General features: G+C 37.1%; 4 protein-coding genes. 2 read left to right on the top strand and 2 right to left on the bottom strand.

All coding sequences use genetic code 11. The features are described from left to right. The coding region (locus tag NTV63_02455) for a hypothetical protein (GenBank protein ID MCX6709795.1) at window positions 1–201 on the top strand (201 nt) is incomplete at its 5' end. A 222-nt stretch (window positions 202–423) separates the two neighbouring features. On the opposite strand, the gene NTV63_02450 is transcribed toward NTV63_02455, so the two are convergent. Continuing rightward, window positions 424–741: a hypothetical protein gene (locus NTV63_02450; GenBank protein MCX6709794.1), complete on the bottom strand. Its 318-nt coding sequence runs from the start codon at window positions 739–741 to the stop codon at window positions 424–426. A 362-nt stretch (window positions 742–1103) separates the two neighbouring features. Continuing rightward, complete coding sequence (locus NTV63_02445) at window positions 1104–1292, bottom strand: hypothetical protein (protein MCX6709793.1); 189 nt, start codon at window positions 1290–1292, stop codon at window positions 1104–1106. 133 nt (window positions 1293–1425) lie between these two features. On the opposite strand from NTV63_02445, the gene NTV63_02440 reads away from it, so the two are divergent. After that, window positions 1426–1662 (top strand): hypothetical protein, encoded by a 237-nt coding sequence (locus NTV63_02440; GenBank protein ID MCX6709792.1) that lies wholly within the window; start codon window positions 1426–1428, stop codon window positions 1660–1662. The last annotated feature ends 186 nt before the right edge of the window (window positions 1663–1848 follow it).

Raw genomic sequence — 1848 nt, 5'->3', positions numbered from 1 at the left:
AAAAAGATTGTCCCATTGCAAAGTATCGTAAAGATTAAAATATTGCTCGACGTCATTCACAAAATAATGGCGGTAAAACGTCTTATAGCCAAAGTCCCGCCATGCATAAAAATGATTCATCCCCTGAAAATGCCATATCTCCACAACATGATTCATTTTTTGGATATTAAAGCTTCCGCAGGCTTTGCATTCTGTCCGTGATTCAGGGATGTCTGAATGCTCCTTCCATACCTTCCCGCATTTCTTGCAATGCATTTCATAATGGCATCTATGAAACCTTACCTGATGGCAGAGGCTTCTTGCAATCAAGTCAACCTGATTTGAAAGCTGTGATATCAGGACAAGTTCGCCATATCCTTTTATTGTCGAGCCTAAAACCCGCCGAATCATCGTCAGCCATGTATTGAATACCTTATTCTTTTTTTACATCGATGCCCTCGCATTTGCGATATTATGGAATTCATCGAGAACGATGCAGATAGGCTCATCAATATTTTTCCAAAAATCCATATTCAATTTATAATCGTAGATGTTGACTAAGCTTCCATCCTGCGTCTTTTTTTGGCGTAAAAGCTCTTTCTCAATTATATATTCAGGCTTCATCCTTTCAACATGTGGCAGTTTTTTCTCTTTTATCACAATATTTGTATAGATTTTTCTCCGAAAAGGATTGAGAGATATCTCTCTCACTTCATTAGCAGTCTTTCCTGAGCCGACATTTCCGAGAGAAATTCTTATCATCTTAGATTTTTATGTCAGGAAGGATTATGCCGCTTCTCACAAGGAAAAAAAAAGCAGCCAATAGCAAGATGCCGGCAATCAAAAGGAATATGACAAGCTGATTATATTGCTTTTCGTCAAAATTTGGAAGATATCCTTTTAATCCCTCAAAAATCTTATCCTTCCATGATACGCAGAATAGGAGAAGTAGAAGGCAGAAAGAAGCTAATATAGGCAAAAATAAAAATTTATTAATGGCTATCCCAACAAGATTTACGCTGCATTGCGAAACGCACATATCCTTGCATTGTTCTATAGGTATCGCCTGAGATAAGTTTTCCAAAAGCATTTTTACACATCCCTTAAGAAATGCGGATTATCCATCATCCAAAAAGATAATAATCGATGATTTTCTTAAGCATGAAGCCCTGAGTGAGCCTTATTCCGCTCATCTCAGGGTGATGTTTTAGGTATATCTTTTGGCAGTCAGATATAAGCCTTTTCTTGTCTTTCGACGAGCATGAAATCCTGTCATTATATAATTTTTCTGAGCTTTCTGGCTTTATTTCCATAACAATTCAATATAATTTCAATAGTATTTAAATATTTCATTGATTTAAAGGAAAACTAAAGGCTAAATAGCTATTTGACAGCTGGCGGTGAAAATCAAAAATGGATATGGGTTCACTTATTGAGAATAAATTGATGACGCTTCTTACGGTTATAATCCTTATTGTCGTGATACTGCAGGTTTTGTCAGGCTCTTTAAGCTATGTAACAACCGCATTTTCCTATCTTTCATCGAACATGTCAGCTGGGGGAATCGGCTTTGCAGGCTTCTTTGCAGCTGGCGGGCTTATGTATCTGATATTGGGCGCAACCGTTCTGATACTCGTTATCAGCATGCTTTTCATGCTATTCAAAGGCGGAAAAGAAAGGTAAGAAAACTATTACGCGTGAGGCGGAATCCTCACATCTTTTTTATTTTAATTTTGAGGAAAAAACTAAATGGGAATTGAAAATAAAGTCGAGACAAAGATGACATTTATCCTCTCTGCAATACTTCTTGTTGTTATAGTTGTTCAGCTTCTTTCAGGAAGCCTGCAATATATTACGCAAGGGGTTCAA

The organism is Candidatus Woesearchaeota archaeon (genome assembly GCA_026394965.1).
In the GTDB taxonomy this organism is placed as follows: domain Archaea; phylum Nanobdellota; class Nanobdellia; order Woesearchaeales; family 0-14-0-80-44-23; genus JAPLZQ01.
This window is presented reverse-complemented; position numbering and strand designations above follow the sequence as displayed.

Bases quoted from the DNA above. Each gene is read 5' to 3' on its own strand.
- NTV63_02450 (MCX6709794.1), bottom strand. From the start codon at position 741: ATGATAAGAATTTCTCTCGGAAATGTCGGCTCAGGAAAGACTGCTAAT.
- NTV63_02445 (MCX6709793.1), bottom strand. From the start codon at position 1,292: ATGGAAATAAAGCCAGAAAGCTCAGAAAAATTATATAATGACAGGATT.
- NTV63_02440 (MCX6709792.1), top strand. From the start codon at position 1,426: ATGACGCTTCTTACGGTTATAATCCTTATTGTCGTGATACTGCAGGTT.